2 rRNA genes are annotated in these 442 nt (G+C 37.6%); both read right to left on the reverse strand.

From position 1 onward, the window contains the following. Window positions 1-92: ribosomal RNA gene (locus tag ACYUET_RS19075) — 16S ribosomal RNA — on the reverse strand; the annotation flags it as partial. A 116-nt stretch (window positions 93-208) separates the two neighbouring features. Continuing rightward, a 5S ribosomal RNA gene (rrf, locus tag ACYUET_RS19080) occupies window positions 209-325 on the reverse strand. Window positions 326-442 lie beyond the last annotated feature (117 nt).

Here is a 442-nt window from a genome sequence, read left to right on the forward strand (position 1 = left end):
AATCCACTCCCGAAGGAGCTTCATCGCTCGACTTGCATGTGTTAGGCACGCCGCCAGCGTTCGTCCTGAGCCAGGATCAAACTCTCATAAAAAAGTTTAATCTTAGCTTACTTTTCAAAAAGAATTGCTGGTTTACTTAAATGTATTTTTTATATTCTGTTCAATTTTCAAAGATCTTCTTATATTCTACCCTTATCTAAATAAGAGTACCTGGCAACGTCCTAATCTCCCACACAGTCTCCCATGCAGTACCTTCGGCGCTATAGATCTTAACTTTCCTGTTCGGAATGGATAGGAGTGTTACTTCTATGCCATCATCACCAGATTTACTTTTGAAAGATTTGTTCTTTCAAAATTGCACATATTTTGTATATACTTAATTATTATTGGTCAAGCCCTCGACCTATTAGTATCAGTCAGCTAAATATGTTACCACACTTAC

It is taken from the genome of Clostridium sp. CTA-5, assembly GCF_054768135.1.